We start from the raw sequence: 16,413 nt of genomic DNA on the forward strand, positions 1-16,413 counted from the left end.
ACCGCTGCCGGAGCCGTCATGACGGATAATCCCCCGCCAGCGCGCCGAACAGAATCACGGCCGCGGTGGAAGCGGCCCCGCCGCGCGCAAGCTGCTCGGCGAGCTCGGCAATGGTGGTGCGGACCAGCCGTTCGTCAGACCGCCCGAGGGATTCGGCGAACAGCGCCGGGGTGGTTGGGGCAAGCCCATGTTCGATCAATTTTGCGGCAAGCGCCGGAAAGGTGCGCCGGCCCATATAGACCACGGTCGTGGCCTCGGGATCAGCCAGCGCTGCCCAATTCAGGTTCGGCGGCAGCTCGCCAGTCACATCAGCACCGGTGATGAACTGCACCCGGCGAGAGGTATGCCGACGGGTCAGGGGGATGCCGGCCTGGGCGGCGGCGACACAGGCGGACGTGACACCGGGAACGATCTCGTAGCCGATGCCGGCTTCGCGCAACGTTTCCAGCTCCTCCTCGAGCCGGCCGAAAACGCCGGCATCGCCGGACTTGAGCCGCACCACGCGCGCGCCGGTTGCGGCATAATCGACCAAGAGACGGTTGACGTGGTGCTGCTTGGTCGAGGGACGCCCGGCCCGCTTTCCCACCGCGACGAGATTGGCGCCGGGCCGGGCGAGATCGAGGATCGCACCGGAGGCAAGATCGTCATAGAGCACGACATCGGCCTCGCGCAGCCGCGCGGCGCCCTTCACCGTCAGGAGCTCGGGATCGCCGGGGCCGGCGGAGACGAAAGAGACAAAACCGCTCACCGGTCCTCCGCGATTAGATGGAAGAACGTGCCCGTGGCATGGCCTCGGCGCGAGCCGGTCTCGGCAATGACCGTGCCGGTTGCGTCGTGCACGACCGCCAGCGGCGTATCAGGCTGGGCAACGATGGTCGAATAGTGGAACTCGTGGCCGCGCAGGCGCGCGCCGACCTCATGCCCCGGCATCGGTGCAGCCAGTTCGGCAAGACGATAGCCGAGATGCATGCGGCGCTTGGCAAAGCTGGTCTCCAGGCCGAGCAGCCCCGCCATCTCATGACGGACGCCGTCGGCGTCGGTCAAAACGGCGCCCAGCACCATATAACCCCCGCATTCGCCATGCACGGGCCGTGTCTCCGCGAAGCCGCGAAGGCCGCTGCGAAAGCGTGCATTGGCCGCGATCCTGCCGGCATGAAGCTCGGGATAGCCGCCGGGCAGCCAGCACACGTCGGCGCTCGCATCGGGCGCTTCATCGGCCAGCGGCGAGAACGGCACGATCTCGGCGCCCGCCGCGCGCCAGGCCTCCAGCATATGTGGATAGACGAAGGAGAAAGCGGCGTCACGGGCCAGTGCAATGCGTTGGCCGGGCGGCGTCACATTCAGACCGCTCGTCGTCACTTGTGGTGACCAGCTGGCTGCCGATCGCAGCACCGCATTGAGATCGACATGCTCGGCGACAAAACGCGCGGCCTCGTCGATCAGCTTGCCGATCTCGGCCTGCTCCTCGGCCTGCACGAGGCCAAGATGCCGCTTCGGCAGGCTGATCTCGGCATGGCGCGGCAGCGCGCCGAACACGTCAATGCCGGAATCCTTCAGCGCGCGCCGCACGAGATCTTCGTGCCGCGGGCTGGCGACGCGGTTGAGCACGACGCCCGCAAGGCGCACGCCGGCGCGGTAATCACGAAGGCCTGCGGCGATCGCCGCCGCAGTTTGCGCCTGGCCCGACGGATCGATCACCAGAACCACCGGCCAGCCCAGCATCTCCGCAATGTCGGCGGTGGCACCGGTGCCGGAGACGCCACGTGCAGCAACACCGTCGAACAGGCCCATCGAGCCCTCGACGAGCACGATATCGGCGTCCGCACCGCGGCTGACGAGATGCGCGATTGCTCCGCGGTCCATCGCCCAGCTGTCGACGTTGACGGAGGCGCGCCCCGTGGCGGCGGCGTGGAACGCCGGATCGATGTAGTCGGGTCCGCTCTTGAAGCACTGCACGTTGAGGCCGCGATTGCGCCAGGAGCGGGCGAGCGCCAGCGTCAGCGTGGTCTTGCCGACGCCGGAAGCAGGTGCGGAGATGACGAGGCCGGCCGCCATCACGATGCCTCCGGAAAGCGCGGCTCGGCGCCGACCGGCCGGTAACGGCGATCATAGTCGGCGGCATAGAGGCGGCTCTCGTCAAAATCGGCCGCGCCAAGCGTCTTGCCGACCAGGATCAGCGCGGTCCGCTCCATCTCGCTGCCCACAGCAGCATCGAGCGTGCCGAGCGTCGCGCGCACGATACGCTGCTCCGGCCAGCTCGCGCGCCAGACGATCGCGACCGGACAGTCCGCACCGTAATGGGGCGTGAGCTCGGCGACGACTTGGCCGAGCAGATGGATCGAGAGATGGATTGCGAGCACCGCGCCGGTCGCGGCGAAGGCGGCGAGCGTCTCGCCCTCGGGCATCGCGCTGGCGCGGCCCGGCGTGCGCGTCAGCACGACCGTCTGAGCAAGGCCGGGCAGCGTCAGCTCGGTTTCCAACACTGCCGCAGCGGCAGAGAAGGACGGCACTCCAGGCGTCACCGTGAAAGGGATACCGAGCGCGCGCAGACGGCGGAGCTGCTCGCCCATCGCCGACCAGATCGAAAGGTCGCCGGAATGCAGCCGCGCGACGTCCTTGCCCTCGACATGCGCCGCAGCGATCTCCGCGATGATCTCGTCGAGCGACAACGGCGCGGTGTTGACGATGCGCGCGCCGGGCGGGCAATGCGCCAGCACGCCCGTTGGCACCAGCGAGCCGGCATAGAGGCAGACCGGACAAGCGGCGATCAGGTCGCGGCCACGCAGCGTCAGCAAATCGGGAGCGCCCGGCCCGGCGCCGATGAAATGCACCGTCATGCGCCGTCTCCCTCCGCAATCGCCGCGGTCGCAGTGCGATCCTGCGAAACCACACGTGTTGCAAGCAATCGCGCGCGCGGGCCGGCAGCGGCAAGCGCCGCTGCTTCGGCCACCGATCCCGTGCCGAACTTTTCTGTGACGAGATTCGACTTCGTGAGCGTGTCGATACCTGCCAGCATATCGGCCGGAACAGCCCTGATGGGCACACCACACTCTCGTGCGAGTTGCTTCAGCGCGTCGGTGTCGGCTTTGTCGCTGACAGTTGCCACCGCCGCAAGCCCTTCGGTACCGCCGGCCGCCAAAAGCGCTTCGCGCAGCGAAGCCAGCGTCACATCCTGTCTGAATCCGAGCCCGGCGACCTTCATCGGACCACACTCCATTGCACCACGGCCCGTGCGGTCTCCCAGGACCGGTAACGGCCGAGCGGAGCGGCATGTGCGATCTCGACCCGCATCAGCTCGCCGCCGTGGCGCTGGTGCAACTCGCCGAGCAGCGCTTCCGTTTCCAGCGTGACTGAATGTGCAACGAGACGCGCTCCAGGTGCGAGGCGCGACCAGATCGCATCAAACAACGCGTTGTCGAGACCACCGCCAATGAAGACGGCATCCGGCAGTTCTAACCCGGCAAGAGCTTCAGGTGCCCTCCCCGTGGCGGCTGTGACCCGATGCGCCAGACCGAACGCGGCGGCATTCTTGCGAACGTTCGCGGCGCGATCCTCGCGCGCTTCGAATGCAATCGCCTTCCCGCCGCACAGCGCCCACTCCACCGAGATCGAACCCGAGCCCGCGCCGACGTCCCACAGCCGTTCGCCGGGCCGCGGTGCCAGCGCCGACAAGGCGAGCGCGCGCACCGGCCGCTTGGTGATCTGGCCGTCGTGGACGAAGAGATCGTCTGAAAGACCCGAACTGCGGGGAATGCCCTGTGTTCCCCTCGCCAACACCGCCACCGCGACGAGATCAGCGGCGACCTTTTCGGCAAACAGGTCGACGCGATGCTGGTCAGTGTATTCCCGTGGCCCGCCAAGCGCCTCGAGCGTCCACATCAGTGACGCGCCCCATCCGCGCTCGGTCAGCCATTTCGCGAGATCGCCGACCGCCGCTGCGTCGCGCATCAGGCAGATAATGTGCGCATCTCGCACCAAATGCGGCACCAGACGCTCGAACGGCGCCGCATGGAGGCCGATGCACCTCGTGGCCTCCAGTCGCCAGCCCAAGCGCGCGGCCGCAAGCGAGAAGGTCGACGGCGCGGGATGCGCGATCCATTCGTCGCTGCCGAGCTTCTCGGCGAGTGCAGCGCCGGCGCCGTGCCAGAACGGATCGCCGGAGGCGAGCACCACCGTCGGTCGGTCGCGGCGGCTCAGCACGACATTGGCATCGAACGGCACCGGCCACGGCCGGCCGCGGCTGCCAACCTCCGCAAGAGCGAGATGGCGCTCACCGCCGAAGACGGTTTCAGCCTTGGCGAGCGCCTTTCGGCTTGCCTCGGACAGCCCAGCAAGGCCATCTTCGCCGATACCGATGATGGTCAGCCAGGGATCAGTCATGATTCGCGCCCTCATTCTGGGCGGAACGGCCGATGCGAGCCTCCTCGCCGCGGAGTTCGCGCGCGCCGGGATTGACGCCGTCTATTCCTATGGCGGCCGCACCCGCGCGCCCGCCGATCAGCCGCTGCCGACCCGCATCGGCGGCTTCGGCGGCGCGAGCGGCCTTGCCGACTACATTCGTCGTGAAGCCATCACGCATGTGGTCGACGCAACGCATCCGTTCGCCGCCGAGATGAGCCGCAATGCCGTCGCCGCTTGCGCGGAGACGGGCGCGCCGCTGATTGCGCTGGAGCGCGCGCCCTGGGCCAAAACGCCCAACGACAACTGGATCGAGGTCGTCGACGTCAACGCCGCCGTCGCCGCGCTGCCCGAGGCGCCGGCAAAAGTGTTCCTCGCCATCGGCCGCCAGCACACCGCGCCGTTCGCGATGAAGCCGCAGCATGGCTACACGCTGCGCTTCGTCGATCCACCCGAAGCGCCACTGCCCTTCGCGGCCGATGTGATCGTGTCGCGTGGCCCCTTCACCCTCGACGGAGAGCTGGAGATGATGCGCACGCGCGGCATCGCCTTGATCGTCGCCCGCAATTCCGGCGGCGACGGCGCACGCGCCAAGATCGACGCGGCCCGCAGGCTCGGCCTGCCCGTGATCATGATCTCGCGGCCGCAACTGCCCGAGCGGTTGCGGGTCGAAAGCGTCGCCGAAGTGATGCAGTGGCTCGGTCATCGGACCTGCCTCGGCGCATAGACCCAGCGACCGACGCGGCGCGTCTGCGAATTGCCGACGATCACCAGCGTGCGCATGTCGGCCATCTCGGGTGTCGCTTCGTTCAGCGTCACTATCTCGATCTTTTCATCAGCCGCGCTGATCGCGCGCGCCAAGATCACGAGTCGCTCGCCGCAACCGGCGTCTCGAAGCACCGCAAGCGCGCGGCCAAAACCCTCCAGCCGGCTCGCCGAGCGCGGATTGTACATCGCGATGGCAAAATCGGCTTCCGCCGCGAGGCGGAGGCGTTTCTCGATCACTGCCCACGGCTTGAGGTTGTCCGAGAGGTTGATCGCGCAAAAATCATGGCCGAGCGGCGCGCCGGCGCGGGCGGCCGCCGCCAGCATCGCGGTGACGCCGGGCAGCACGCGGATCGGAACCTCCCGATATTGCGGCACCTGTTCGAGCGCCTCGAACACGGCAGATGCCATCGCGAACACGCCGGGATCGCCGGAGGAGACGACGACGACCTGCCCGCCTTCGGCGGCAAGCCGCAAGGCCTCGCTCGCGCGTTGCAGCTCTTCGCGATTATCGGAGGGATGCAGGGCGAGCCCAGGCCGCGGCGGCACGCGTGCGACATAGGGCGCATAGCCCAGAATATCGGTCGCCGCCGCGAGCGCGGCGGAGACCTCCGGTGTCACCAGCGCGTCGCTGCCGGGCCCGAGACCCGCGATGGTCAGGACGCCCGTCATTCGGCCGCGTCCAGATGCCGGCCCTTGCCGTGCACGAGCACGATCGCGAAATAGGGACAGTCGGCAGCATCGATCTCGGCGAGCCGCGCGACACGCTCGCCCGGCATGGTGCCACGCTCGACCAGCCAGGCGTCGTCCAGCCGGCCTGCGGCTGCGAGCGCGCGGCGCACCTTCGCAAGATTGCGGCCGGTCTTCATGACGACGAGCGCATCGGAATCGCGCATGCGCCGCTCGAGCTCGTGTTCGGCAAGCGTCCCCATCAGCACCGTCGTGACGTCGTCGCCGAGCGCAATCGGCTGTCCGACGCCGTTCCAGCAGCCGACCATCCCGGGAATGCCGGCGATCACCTCGATCTCGGCACGGCCCTGCAGGCGTGTGTGCAGATGCATGAACGAGCCGTAGAAATAGGGATCGCCTTCGCAGAGCACGACCACGTCGACGGCGCGTGAAAGGCGCGCCAGGCGCTCGGCCCATTCGTCATAGAATCCGGCGAGCAGTTGCACGTAATCAGGGCTGTCGAAGGCGATTTCCGTGGTGACCGGATATTCCATGGGATATTCGGTGACGCCGGCAGCGAGCATGCCCTCGACGATGCGGCGCGCCTGGCCGGGCCGCCCCTTCTTGCGGAAATAGGCAACATGCTGCGCGCCGCGCACCGTGCGATCGGCGCGCACGCTCATCAGATCAGGATCGCCGGGGCCGAGACCGCAGCAGATGATGCGTCCCATCGCTATTCGCTCCGGCTTGCCAGCGCGTTCACGGCAGCAACCGTGATCGCGGAGCCGCCGAGGCGACCCTCGACCGTCAGTGCCGGTACCGGGGGATCTGCCATCAGCGCGGCCTTGGATTCGGCCGCGCCGACGAAGCCGACGGGACAGCCGATGATCGCTGCCGGCCGCGGACAGTCGCGATCCTCCAGCATGTTGAGCAGATGAAACAGCGCGGTCGGCGCATTGCCGATCGCGACGATCGCGCCGTCCAGATGCGGCCGCCACAACTCCAGCGCCGCCGCCGAGCGGGTGTTGCGGATGGACTGCGCCAGCGCGGGAACGGCGGGATCGCCGAGTGTGCAGATCACGGCGTTGGCCGCGGGCAATCTCGCACGCGTAATGCCTTCCGAGACCATGCGCGCGTCGCACAGGATCGGCGCGCCCTTCTGCAAGGCCGCGCGCGCGAGCGTCGCCATGCCTGATGTGAAGCGGATATGCGCCTCGAGGCCGACCATGCCGGCGGCATGGATCATTCGCACCACCACCGGTTCCTCGTCGGGCGTGAAGCACGAAAGATCTGCCTCGGCCCGGATGGTGGCGAAGGACTGCCGGTAAATCGCCGCGCCATCGGTCTCGTAAATGTGCGGCATCAGTTCCCTCCGACCAGGATGGAGGGATCGCTGACGATATCGGCGCCGCTCAGCCCACGCAGGACCGGCGCGTCGCGGGTCGAGCCGTCGCGAACGAGATCGAACCCGGCGAGAGTCGCAATCAGCGTAACCGCAGCCGTGCCGGAATGGGCGCAGCCCTTGCCGCAGCCGGAAACGTGAAGCCGCGTATCGGCGGCAATGCGCGGCGCAAGCGCTGCTGCGAGCGCGCGCGTATCGGCGTGGGCCTCCCGACAGCGCGGCGCGCCGCTGCAGGCGATGACGCGCAGCGCCGGGTCATGTGGCTCGGTGATGAGGCCCGCACCATTCGGCATCTCGCGCTTGCCCTCGCTGAGCACCATCCGCCAGGGCGTCATGCGCAGCGGATGTCCGCAACCGGAGAACTGATGGAGCGTCGCGTGCAGCATCTGCCCGAACGCGACGCCGACCATCGCGCCTTGCGGATAGTGCCCGGGCCGCGCCGCGGCCATCACGGGCGCCGGCTCGGTCTCGCCGCGCAGCGATTGAGGCAACGCTGCGCCGGAAGCGATGTGGGCTGCCATGCGCCCTCGCCCGCCCCTCGCGCCGCCGGAGATGAGGAACCAGCTTGCGAGCGCCAGCGCCGCGCTCACGGCCTGTCCGCGTTCGACGCAGCGGCCGAGCCTTGCGCCGTCCGCCCGCACCAGGAGACGGCCCGAGCGGTCGCGCTCGATGCGGATGTCGGCGGAATCGCCAGCCAGAACGCGCGACCGTCCGTCATCGATGGCGAAGCCGAACTTGGTGGGAAGCGCGAGGGCGGAATCGGCGAGCGCCTCCTCGAGCTCCGCGGCGAGCGACTGCGTCTCGTCGCCGTTGCTCCAGAACGGCGTCACCAGGATGTTGCGCCTGGCTTCGATATCGGCGTCGGGATCGAGCAATGCCAATCGTGCAAGACCGTCGAGCAACGGCCGATGGCCATCCTCCTTGACGCCCCTGATCTGGAGATTGGCCCGGCTCGTGACGTCGATCAGACCGTTGCCGAAGCGCTCGGCCAGTTCCGCAATCCCGGAGATTTGTGGTGCTTCAAGGCGTCCCCCGAACGGACGCACGCGCACCACCAGCCCATCGCCCGATTGCATCGGCCGCAGCGCGCCGGGACACCAGCCCTTGACTGCGGAAGCGCTCATGACGCCTCCTTCAGCGCAGCGGCGATCGAATTGCGCCGCGTCCGCCACAGCGAGGCTTTGTGCAGGCGCGTGAAGCACGTCTCCATTGCGGCGAGCGCCGTCGGATTTTCGCGCGCCATGAAGGCGCGGACGTCGTCGTTGCCGAGCGTCGCGTCGTAATAGAGGTCGAACAAATGCGGCGGCACGGCGCCGGCGAGATGCGCGAAGGCGGCCATGTGCTCCAGCGTCGCGGTGATCTCGGCGGCCCCGCGAAAACCGTGACGCATCATGCCGACAATCCAGGCCGGATTGGCCGCGCGTGACCGGACAACACGTGAGATCTCTTCCGTCAGCGTGCGCGCATGCGGCTCGCTGGGCCGTGTCGCATCGAGATGATAGAGTGACGGCGCGCCCGCACCCAGGTGAGCTGCAGCCGCAGCGACGCCTGCTTCATGCGCGGCGTAGTCGGCGGCGAGCAGCAAATCGGTTTCGGGTAAGTCCTGGATATGGACAAAAGCGTCTGCGGACGCGAGGCGCGATTCGATGCCTGCGCGATCCGGCTGCATTGTACCATCCACCGAGAATGCCCAGGACGACGCCGACAACCACGCTTCGCCGGCGGCTTCGCGTGTCTCCGGCGTGAAGGCGTCCGGGATCGCCGAAAGGCCGACGCCGTATTGTCCAGGGCGCGGCGCGAACACGCGCGAGGTGCGGTGGCGATACGGATTCTCCTCGCCTTCGTCCTCGCGCGCCGCGAGTGCCTCGGAGGCGGCTTCGAACAATTGCGCAAGGCCTGCGAAGACATCGCGGAACAGGCCCGACACGCGCAGTGTGACGTCGATGCGCGGACGGCCGAGCTCGGCCGGCGGGATGATGTCGTAGCCGATGGCGCGGCCGGAGGCGTGATCCCAGCGCGGCGCGAGGCCGGCCAGGTGCAGCGCCATCGCAAACTCTTCGCCGGCGGTGCGCATCGTCGCCGAGCCCCAGAGATCGACGACGAGGCCGTTCGGCCAGTCGCCGTGATCCTGCAAGTGCCGGCGGAGCAGCTCCTCGGCGAGCTTGATGCCTTGCGCATGCGCCGACGGCGTCGGCACCGCGCGTGGATCGACGGCGAAGAGATTGCGCCCGGTCGGCAGCACGTCCTGACGTCCGCGATAGGGCGAGCCCGACGGTCCCGGCGCAACGCGCTGGCCTGCGAGCGCGGAACGCAGCGCATCGCGCTCGGCGTCGCCGCAAGCGCCACGGCCGAACACATGCAGGCCGTCGCCAAACTGGCTTTCCTTGAGGTCGCAGACGAAGCGGTCGATCAGCGGGATGGCTTCGGCCGGCGCGGCTGAGGCGTCGAGGCCGAGATCGTCTTCGAGACCAGCGGCACGCGCCTCATCACGGATCGCCGCGATCAGCCGCTGGCGGCGGGCGGGATCGAGACCGTCAGCGGTCGAATATTCATCGAGCAGCCGCTCCAGCCGGCGCAAGCCTTCCGGCACCGCAGACGTTTCCAGCGGCGGCGGCAGATGGCCGAGCGTGACCGCACCGATGCGCCGCTTGGCCTGCGCGGCCTCGCCGGGATCGTTGACGATGAAGGGGTAGATCACGGGGAGATCGCCGATCAAAGCTTCGGGCCAGCAGCACGAAGACAGCGCCACGGATTTGCCGGGCAGCCATTCCAGCGTGCCATGCGCACCCATATGCACGACCGCATCACAGCCCTGCTGCCTGAGCCAGAGATAGAACGCGACATAGGCATGGCGCGGCGTGCGGGCGAGATCGTGATAGTCGGCATCGCGCGAGGCCGCATCGCCGCGCTCGGGCTGAACTGCGACGATCGACTGACCACATTGGATCGCGGCGAAATGGAACGCGCCGTCGCGGCAGCTCGGATCGTTCTCCACCGCGCCCCAGGCTTGCGCGATATCGTCCTGCAAGGATTGCGGCAGGCGCGAGAGCGCCGCGCGATAATCGGCCACGGCCCAGGTCAAATTCTGCTTCAGCAGCGTTTCGCCGAGCGCGTCGATCGGCGCAACCTCGAAGCCGACTTCCGCGAGGTCGAATACCAGGGCTTCGACCGAGGCAAGCGCATCGAGACCGACCGCATGCGCGATCTGGTGCGGACGGCCCGGATAGTTCGACAGCACGATCGCCAGCCGCTTCTCGCCGGCCGGCGTCTCGGCAAGGCGCCGCCAGGCCGCTACGCGCGCGGCGACGGCCTTCACACGCTCCGCGTCGGGCCTGTGCGCCAGATGCGAGAATTGCAGATCGGGGTCGCGCATCTCGGCCGATTTGAAGCTCACCACGCCCGCAAACAAGCGGCCGTCGACTTCGGGCAGCACCACATGCATCGCGAGGTCGCCGGGAGACAGGCCACGCAGCGATTCCGCCCAGTCCTCACGCCGCGCCGTCGAGAGCGCGACCTGGAACACCGGGCAGGATGCGGCATCGAACGCCGTGGTGCCGTCGTCGCCAACCGCGGAAAACGCCGTCGCATTGACGATCGCAGCCGCCGGATTTTGCGCAAGATGCGCGCGCAGCCAATCGGCGACGCCCGCGGCCTTCAGCGAAGTGACGAACGCGCCATGCGCGTCAAAGCCCTCTTCGCGCAATGCCGCGATGAGTGCATCCACGGGGCCGGTGTCGGCAGCGGTGAGATAGGAGCGATAGAACGTCACCAGCGCGCGCGGCTTCCCCTCGTCGCCCACCGGCGCAGCAATGACGCCTCGCGCAGGATCATAAAAGCCCATCTCGGGCACGCTCATCTCGCCAACGACCGGGCCAGCGTAGAGACCTGAGGCGAGCGCAAGCTGCGCAATCGCGGCCTGCGCCGCGACCGGACCGCCGGTGTCGCAGAGCACCTTGAGCCGCCGCAGCGTCGAGACCGGCAAGGTCGAATACGCGTCCAGCCGCGGGTCATCGCGCCCATCGGCCGGCAGCACGGCCAGCACGATGTTACGGTCCTTGGCGAGCTGTTGCAGGGCTGCGAGCCCGTACGGCCAGTAGGACTCACCGCCGATCAGGCGCACCAGGATGCCGCGCGCCTGCGACAGCGTGCGCTCGACATAGGTGTCGACCGACAGCGGATGGCGGAGCTCGGAAAGATTCGCGAGCCGCAGCGACGGCAGGCTGCCCTGGCCACGCCGCCAGCCGGCCGCGAACGCGGCGAGATCGGAATCCGAATACGAGAGCACCACGAGATCGGCCGGGTCCTGGCCGATGTCTCTTGGCGTCGCGGTCTCCTCGAGACCGCGGCTCTCGCGGAAGACGACGTGCATCAGATAGCTAATCCTGACCTGATCGCGGCCTCATCGATGTCGCCATGCTCGCCGATCACGACGAGCTTTGACTGCCTGAGACCCGCGGCCCAGGGCTTGTCGAACTGGTGGCGCACGCGCTCGCCGACCGCTTGCAGCAACAACCGCATCGGCTTGCCCGCGACTGCGATATAGCCCTTGGCGCGCAGCACGTTTTGCTCGCGCGCCAGACGCTGCACGGAAGCGACCAGCGCATCGACGTCAGCAACTTCCGGAAGATCGATCACGACCGAGGCGAAATCGTCGTGCTCGTGCTCCTCCTCGCCATCATGATGCGAGGGCCGCGCGGCGAGATCATTTTCGGCCGCCGCGCCAAGGCCGAGGATGACGCGGGCATCGATCGCGCCATCCGTCACGGGCAGCATCGGCACGCGGCGCGGCATCTCGGCGCTGATCGCCGCCTTGGCGGCTTCGATTCCAGCCACGCCCGCAAGGTCGGCTTTGGTCAGCAGCACGATGTCCGCGCAGGCGATCTGGTCCTCGAACACCTCCGACAGCGGCGTCTCGTGGTCGAGATTCTCGTCCGCCGCGCGCTGCGCTTCGACAGCCGCCGGATCTGGCGCGAAGCGGCCGGCGGCCACAGCTTCGGCATCAGCCAGCGCGATCACCCCATCGACCGTGATGCGCGAGCGGATTTCCGGCCAGTCGAACGCCTTCAGCAGCGGCTTTGGCAGCGCCAGGCCCGAGGTCTCGATCAGAATGTGATCGGGCCGCACCGGTCGCGCCAGCAATTGCTCCATGGTCGGAATGAAATCGTCGGCCACCGTGCAGCAGATGCAGCCATTGGCGAGCTCGACGATGTTCTCCTCCGGGCAATTGGCGTCGGCGCAGGACTTCAAGATCTCACCATCCACGCCCTCGCTGCCGAACTCGTTGACGAGCACCGCGAGCTTCTTGCCGTTCGCATTGCTGAGCAGGTGCTGGATCAGCGTGGTCTTGCCGGAGCCGAGAAAACCGGTGACCACCGTCACCGGGACTTTTGCGAGCGAGTTCATTCGGCGGCCTCCGGCACGACGGGGATGGGGGGAATGCGGGCAAGCGATTGCTTGCGGAATATTTCCGGCCGGCTGCGCCAGGGCACGATGCCATCCGGCGCAGCGGCATAGGCCGCAGCGCCTGCGACCACGTCGCGCGCGTTCGTATCCGACAGGCGGCCATAGACATAGGACCAGCGGCCGGGCGCGCTGAGCGCGACCGAGCAGCCCTGGCTGCAGGCCGACAGGCATTCGACGGGAACCACATTGACGCCGTCGGGCACGCCCGCGTCGACGATCGCACCATGCAGGCGCTTGCCGGGCGTGGTCTCGCCCTCGCCGAGCGTCTGGCCGGCGCGGCAGGTGATGCAGACGTGAAGTGTGACGGTCATCGCCTCTTCCAGATAACAGCGGGAGGCGATGAGGCACACGGACCATTCTTCAGAAGGCCCGTTTCCCCGTCGCGGAACACCCCGTCCGCCGGTCCAAAACTCGTCCGCGCTGGCAGGTCTCCCGGCTTGCGGAGCAGGGTTTTGGCCCTTCGATCCCCGCCTTCCCGATTCCAAAGGGAATCAGTGGCTTCGGGCATCTCTCCGGTCACGGTCGCGGGGGCGGCTGCAGTTTGGATCCAAATCTTGCCGATTCGGACCCTATCGCATTCCCTCTTCGCCTGTCATAGGACAGGAACCAACGCCGGACCACCATTTGCCGGTGGCCGCCACTTGTCAAGCCGAAGGACCGGGACCGATGACGCCTGAACCGGATACCCAAACAACCGAGGAAACCGACGCCCGGCACGCCCAGAAAATGGCGAAGAAGAAGGCCGCCCGCGACAAGATCATGGCGACCAAGAGCGGCGAAAAGGGCCTGATCATCGTCCACACCGGCGCCGGCAAGGGAAAATCCTCCTCCGCTTTCGGCATGATCGTCCGCTGCGTCGCCCATGGCTTGCCTTGCGCGGTGGTGCAATTCATCAAGGGCGCCTGGGATACCGGCGAGCGGCGGCTGCTCACCGGCCATTTCGGCGATCTCTGTCAGTTCCACGCCATGGGCGAAGGCTTCACCTGGGAGACGCAGGACCGCACCCGCGACATCGCCGCCGCACGCGCCGGCTGGGAGAAGGCCAAGGAGCTGATCCTTGACGAGCGGCTGCGCATGGTCGTGCTCGACGAGATCAACATCGCGCTCCGCTACGACTATCTCGACGTCGCCGAGGTGGTCGAATTCCTCACGACGCAGAAGCCGCCGATGACGCATGTCGTGCTCACCGGGCGCAACGCCAAGGACGAGTTGATCGAGATCGCCGACCTCGTCACCGAGATGACGCTGGTCAAGCACCCGTTCCGCTCCGGCATCAAGGCTCAGGCCGGCGTCGAGTTCTGAAGGCACGATGGCACGCGCGCTGATGATCCAGGGGGCCGGCTCGGACGTGGGCAAATCGCTCATCGTCGCCGGCCTGGCCCGCGCCTTCACGCGGCGGGACTTGCGCGTGCTCCCGTTCAAGCCGCAGAACATGTCGAACAATGCCGCCGTCACCATCGACGGCGGCGAGATCGGCCGTGCCCAGGCGCTTCAGGCCCTCGCCGCCGGCGTCGAGCCGCACACCGACATGAACCCGGTGCTGCTCAAGCCCGAGACCGATGTCGGCGCGCAGGTCATCGTTCACGGCAAGCGCATCGCGACCGCCCGTGCGCGAGACTATGCGGCGATGAAGCCGTCGCTGATGGGTGCAGTGCTCGAAAGTTTCGAGCGGTTGAAGGCGCGCTCTGATCTCGTGCTAGTCGAGGGCGCCGGCAGCCCGGCCGAGGTGAATTTGCGCAAGGCCGACATCGCCAATATGGGCTTCGCGCGCAAGGCGAACGTGCCGGTCGTGCTGGTCGGCGACATCGACCGCGGCGGCGTCATTGCCCAGCTTGTCGGCATCAAGACGGTGATCGACCCCGACGATGCCGCGATGATCCAGGGCTTCGTCATCAACAAGTTCCGCGGCGACCCCACGCTGTTCGATGACGGCTACAGGCTGATCGAGCAGAAGACGTCCTGGCGCGGCCTCGGCGTGCTGCCCTGGTTTTCGCGCGCCGGCGAGCTGCCCGCCGAGGATGCGCTCGGCCTGCGCGATGCGCGCAAGCCGGGCCAATGCAAGATCGCCTGCCTCGCGCTGTCGCGAATCGCCAATTTCGACGATCTCGATCCGCTCAAGCTCGAGCCGGGCATCGATCTCGTGATGGTGCGTCCGGGCGACGCGATCCCCGGCGACGCGCGCCTCGTCGTCATTCCCGGCTCCAAATCCACCCGCGGCGATCTCGCCTTCCTGCGCGCGCAAGGCTGGGACATCGATCTCCTCGCGCACTACCGCAGGGGCGGTCATGTGCTCGGCCTCTGCGGCGGCTATCAGATGCTGGGGCACAGCGTCGCCGATCCCGATGGCATCGAAGGCGCTGCGGGCGAGACACCGGGCCTCGGACTTCTGGACGTGAAGACAGTGATGAGCCCGCAGAAGACGTTGACGCGGGTTGTGGCCGTGCATGCCGCCACGGAGCAGCCGATCGAAGCCTACGAGATCCATATCGGTCGCACCGAGGGCCCCGATTGCGCCCGCCCGTTCGCGAAACTGAACGGCGGGCCGGAAGGCGCGGTCTCGCCGGATGGGCGGGTGCAAGGCAGCTATCTGCATGGCCTGTTCACGTCGGACGATTTCCGCAAGGCGTTCTTGGCGAAGCTCGACATTCCCGCGGGCGAAGAGCCCTATCACGCCAGAGTGGAAAGCGCGCTCGACGCCCTCGCCGATCACATCGAAACCCATCTCGACGTCGAAGGCTTGCTCGCGCTAGCGCGCTAGGACCGCGGCAAGGCGCGCCCATTCGGCTTCGCTGCCGGGAAGCCCGAGCCGCAGCCATGTCGGCTGTTGCGCGAACACGCGCGACCATATCTGGTCGCACGCGAGCCGCTCTTGAGCAGCAAGCGCGTCAGGCGTCTGGTAAAGACGAAACAGCTGTGCGCCGCCGATGAGCCGCCAGCCTTGCGAATGTGCCATCGCGTCGAGACGAAGACAGTCGTGTGCGAGCCGCGCCGACGTTGCCTCCGCCCAGGCATCATCGCGTAAGGCACGACAGCCGATTTCGATCGCCGCGCCCGAAACGGGCCATGGACCCGACATCGCGACAAGCCCGTCGATGTCGGCGGCATGACCAATGGCGAATCCTAGCCGCAGGCCGGCCAAGCCATAAAACTTTCCGAACGACCGTAGGATCAACAGTCCTGGTCGATCCGCTTCGGGTGCAAGCGACAGCTGCGGATCGGCATCGGCAAAGCTCTCGTCGATCAAAAGATGGCCGACGCGTGACAGCAGCGCGAGCAGATCCTTGCGCGAATGGCACCGCCCGTCGGGATTGTTGGGATTGACAACGATCGCGAGGTCCGCGCCCGCCAGCGCATCGAATTCCCCGACTTCCTCGACCTCCCAGTCCGCGGCCGACAGGACCCCGGCAAATTCATTGTAGGTCGGCGCGAGGATGCGCGCGCGCCCGGGCGTCGCGAGTTGCGGCAGCAATTGAATGACGGCCTGAGCACCGCTCATCGCAACAACCGGTGCGCTCGTGCGATAGGCGTGCCGCGCCGCATGATGCAGCGCCTCGATCTCGGCGCGCGACGGCAGCGCGCTCCACGCGCGCGCGCTCACCTCGCCCACGGGATACGGCAGCCGGTTGATCCCCGTCGACAGATCGATCCAATCCTCCGCGCGGCCGCCAAACCGCCGCTGGGCCAGATCGAGATTTCCACCGTGTTCGCGCATGCCC

At 67.7% G+C, this 16,413-nt stretch carries 16 protein-coding genes and 1 riboswitch; of the genes, 3 read left to right on the forward strand and 13 right to left on the reverse strand.

Annotated elements, in window-relative coordinates; all coding sequences use genetic code 11:
- Positions 1-16 precede the first annotated feature (16 nt).
- Genes cobA through cbiE form a run of 5 tightly spaced genes read right to left on the reverse strand, consistent with a single transcriptional unit; the run spans position 17 to position 4,380 of the window.
- Positions 17-748, reverse strand: a complete 732-nt coding sequence (gene cobA, locus ACVIIV_RS30895) for a uroporphyrinogen-III C-methyltransferase (protein WP_456747549.1) — start codon at positions 746-748, stop codon at positions 17-19.
- The gene (locus ACVIIV_RS30900; RefSeq protein ID WP_456747550.1) at positions 745-2,055 is read right to left on the reverse strand and encodes a cobyrinate a,c-diamide synthase; all 1,311 of its coding nucleotides are present in this window, start codon (positions 2,053-2,055) and stop codon (positions 745-747) included. Before ACVIIV_RS30900 ends, cobA begins: the two co-directional genes overlap by 4 nt.
- Entirely contained in the window at positions 2,055-2,837 is a 783-nt protein-coding gene (gene cobM, locus ACVIIV_RS30905) for a precorrin-4 C(11)-methyltransferase (RefSeq protein WP_456747551.1), read from the reverse strand. The genes ACVIIV_RS30900 and cobM overlap by 1 nt, the downstream gene beginning before the upstream one ends.
- A complete protein-coding gene (locus ACVIIV_RS30910; RefSeq protein ID WP_456747552.1) occupies positions 2,834-3,202 on the reverse strand; it encodes a cobalamin biosynthesis protein in 369 nt (122 codons plus the stop codon). The genes cobM and ACVIIV_RS30910 overlap by 4 nt, the downstream gene beginning before the upstream one ends.
- Entirely contained in the window at positions 3,199-4,380 is a 1,182-nt protein-coding gene (cbiE, locus tag ACVIIV_RS30915; protein ID WP_456747553.1) for a precorrin-6y C5,15-methyltransferase (decarboxylating) subunit CbiE, read from the reverse strand. Before cbiE ends, ACVIIV_RS30910 begins: the two co-directional genes overlap by 4 nt.
- On the opposite strand from cbiE, the gene ACVIIV_RS30920 reads away from it, so the two are divergent.
- Positions 4,379-5,125, forward strand: a complete 747-nt coding sequence (locus ACVIIV_RS30920; RefSeq protein ID WP_456747554.1) for a cobalt-precorrin-6A reductase — start codon at positions 4,379-4,381, stop codon at positions 5,123-5,125. The two genes, cbiE and ACVIIV_RS30920, sit on opposite strands and share 2 nt — an antisense overlap.
- On the opposite strand, the gene cobJ is transcribed toward ACVIIV_RS30920, so the two are convergent.
- From cobJ to ACVIIV_RS30955, 7 genes are read right to left on the reverse strand one after another with little or no spacing between them, the layout of a single operon-like run.
- A complete protein-coding gene (cobJ, locus tag ACVIIV_RS30925) occupies positions 5,101-5,835 on the reverse strand; it encodes a precorrin-3B C(17)-methyltransferase (protein WP_456747555.1) in 735 nt (244 codons plus the stop codon). The genes ACVIIV_RS30920 and cobJ overlap by 25 nt on opposite strands.
- The gene (locus tag ACVIIV_RS30930) at positions 5,832-6,563 is read right to left on the reverse strand and encodes a precorrin-2 C(20)-methyltransferase (RefSeq protein WP_456747556.1); all 732 of its coding nucleotides are present in this window, start codon (positions 6,561-6,563) and stop codon (positions 5,832-5,834) included. Before ACVIIV_RS30930 ends, cobJ begins: the two co-directional genes overlap by 4 nt.
- A 2-nt stretch (positions 6,564-6,565) precedes the next feature.
- Entirely contained in the window at positions 6,566-7,195 is a 630-nt protein-coding gene (locus ACVIIV_RS30935; RefSeq protein WP_456747557.1) for a precorrin-8X methylmutase, read from the reverse strand.
- Entirely contained in the window at positions 7,195-8,358 is a 1,164-nt protein-coding gene (gene cobG / locus ACVIIV_RS30940; RefSeq protein ID WP_456747558.1) for a precorrin-3B synthase, read from the reverse strand. Before cobG ends, ACVIIV_RS30935 begins: the two co-directional genes overlap by 1 nt.
- Positions 8,355-11,603, reverse strand: a complete 3,249-nt coding sequence (gene cobN, locus ACVIIV_RS30945; RefSeq protein ID WP_456747559.1) for a cobaltochelatase subunit CobN — start codon at positions 11,601-11,603, stop codon at positions 8,355-8,357. The genes cobG and cobN overlap by 4 nt, the downstream gene beginning before the upstream one ends.
- Complete coding sequence (cobW, locus tag ACVIIV_RS30950; protein ID WP_456747560.1) at positions 11,603-12,637, reverse strand: cobalamin biosynthesis protein CobW; 1,035 nt, start codon at positions 12,635-12,637, stop codon at positions 11,603-11,605. The genes cobN and cobW overlap by 1 nt, the downstream gene beginning before the upstream one ends.
- The gene (locus ACVIIV_RS30955; RefSeq protein WP_456747561.1) at positions 12,634-13,008 is read right to left on the reverse strand and encodes a DUF1636 family protein; all 375 of its coding nucleotides are present in this window, start codon (positions 13,006-13,008) and stop codon (positions 12,634-12,636) included. Before ACVIIV_RS30955 ends, cobW begins: the two co-directional genes overlap by 4 nt.
- Before the next feature lie 94 nt (positions 13,009-13,102).
- Positions 13,103-13,323, reverse strand: a riboswitch (cobalamin riboswitch).
- A 40-nt stretch (positions 13,324-13,363) separates the two neighbouring features.
- Between ACVIIV_RS30955 and cobO the strand changes: the two genes are divergently transcribed.
- On the forward strand, positions 13,364-13,999 hold the full coding sequence (cobO, locus tag ACVIIV_RS30960) for a cob(I)yrinic acid a,c-diamide adenosyltransferase (RefSeq protein WP_456747562.1): 636 nt from the start codon (positions 13,364-13,366) through the stop codon (positions 13,997-13,999).
- A gap of 7 nt (positions 14,000-14,006) precedes the next feature.
- Positions 14,007-15,455: a cobyric acid synthase gene (locus ACVIIV_RS30965; protein WP_456747563.1), complete on the forward strand. Its 1,449-nt coding sequence runs from the start codon at positions 14,007-14,009 to the stop codon at positions 15,453-15,455.
- Here ACVIIV_RS30965 and cobD read toward each other — a convergent pair.
- Entirely contained in the window at positions 15,444-16,409 is a 966-nt protein-coding gene (gene cobD / locus ACVIIV_RS30970) for a threonine-phosphate decarboxylase CobD (RefSeq protein ID WP_456747564.1), read from the reverse strand. The two genes, ACVIIV_RS30965 and cobD, sit on opposite strands and share 12 nt — an antisense overlap.
- Positions 16,410-16,413: the final 4 nt, after the last annotated feature.

It is taken from the genome of Bradyrhizobium sp. USDA 4354 (assembly GCF_054060315.1).

What these genes read in the sequence shown, in the direction of transcription:
- cobM (WP_456747551.1), bottom strand. Translation starts at nt 2,837, where the DNA reads ATGACGGTGCATTTCATCGGCGCCGGGCCGGGCGCTCCCGATTTGCTG.
- ACVIIV_RS30900 (WP_456747550.1), bottom strand. Translation starts at nt 2,055, where the DNA reads ATGGCGGCCGGCCTCGTCATCTCCGCACCTGCTTCCGGCGTCGGCAAG.
- cobD (WP_456747564.1), bottom strand. Translation starts at nt 16,409, where the DNA reads ATGCGCGAACACGGTGGAAATCTCGATCTGGCCCAGCGGCGGTTTGGC.
- ACVIIV_RS30965 (WP_456747563.1), top strand. Translation starts at nt 14,007, where the DNA reads ATGGCACGCGCGCTGATGATCCAGGGGGCCGGCTCGGACGTGGGCAAA.
- cobN (WP_456747559.1), bottom strand. Translation starts at nt 11,603, where the DNA reads ATGCACGTCGTCTTCCGCGAGAGCCGCGGTCTCGAGGAGACCGCGACG.
- cobJ (WP_456747555.1), bottom strand. Translation starts at nt 5,835, where the DNA reads ATGACGGGCGTCCTGACCATCGCGGGTCTCGGGCCCGGCAGCGACGCG.
- ACVIIV_RS30930 (WP_456747556.1), bottom strand. Translation starts at nt 6,563, where the DNA reads ATGGGACGCATCATCTGCTGCGGTCTCGGCCCCGGCGATCCTGATCTG.
- ACVIIV_RS30920 (WP_456747554.1), top strand. Translation starts at nt 4,379, where the DNA reads ATGATTCGCGCCCTCATTCTGGGCGGAACGGCCGATGCGAGCCTCCTC.
- ACVIIV_RS30955 (WP_456747561.1), bottom strand. Translation starts at nt 13,008, where the DNA reads ATGACCGTCACACTTCACGTCTGCATCACCTGCCGCGCCGGCCAGACG.
- cbiE (WP_456747553.1), bottom strand. Translation starts at nt 4,380, where the DNA reads ATGACTGATCCCTGGCTGACCATCATCGGTATCGGCGAAGATGGCCTT.
- ACVIIV_RS30935 (WP_456747557.1), bottom strand. Translation starts at nt 7,195, where the DNA reads ATGCCGCACATTTACGAGACCGATGGCGCGGCGATTTACCGGCAGTCC.
- cobO (WP_456747562.1), top strand. Translation starts at nt 13,364, where the DNA reads ATGACGCCTGAACCGGATACCCAAACAACCGAGGAAACCGACGCCCGG.
- cobW (WP_456747560.1), bottom strand. Translation starts at nt 12,637, where the DNA reads ATGAACTCGCTCGCAAAAGTCCCGGTGACGGTGGTCACCGGTTTTCTC.
- ACVIIV_RS30910 (WP_456747552.1), bottom strand. Translation starts at nt 3,202, where the DNA reads ATGAAGGTCGCCGGGCTCGGATTCAGACAGGATGTGACGCTGGCTTCG.
- cobG (WP_456747558.1), bottom strand. Translation starts at nt 8,358, where the DNA reads ATGAGCGCTTCCGCAGTCAAGGGCTGGTGTCCCGGCGCGCTGCGGCCG.